This is a genomic window from Chitinophaga sp. GbtcB8 (genome assembly GCF_019091455.1).
Lineage (GTDB): Bacteria > Bacteroidota > Bacteroidia > Chitinophagales > Chitinophagaceae > Chitinophaga.
Window position 1 is genome coordinate 1 of the sequence record NZ_JAGXJN010000445.1, and the last position, 234, is coordinate 234.

The 234-nt window shown below is 48.7% G+C and carries 1 protein-coding gene; it reads right to left on the reverse strand.

From position 1 onward, the window contains the following. Nucleotides 1-234: hypothetical protein (locus KVT36_RS32280; RefSeq protein ID WP_217607520.1), on the reverse strand; the 234-nt coding region annotated here is incomplete at both ends.

The following is a 234-nucleotide window of genomic DNA, read 5'->3' on the forward strand; positions in this document are numbered from 1 at the left end:
CCGACTGTAAAATGTTTTATACGGTGTGGCAGGGTTAACGGATACAGAGTTATAGGTATCTTCAACAAATCCAAAATGCCCCTGGCAGTAACCGCTGGCGGTAGATTGGCGGATCTCAGTACCGGCAACCATATTAAGCTGGTGCTGGTCGCTAATGCGTTTGTCAAGGCTTAGCTGCCCCCGCAAAGAATAACCTTCCGTGGCCGTATGGCTGGATAACATAATGCTTCCCAA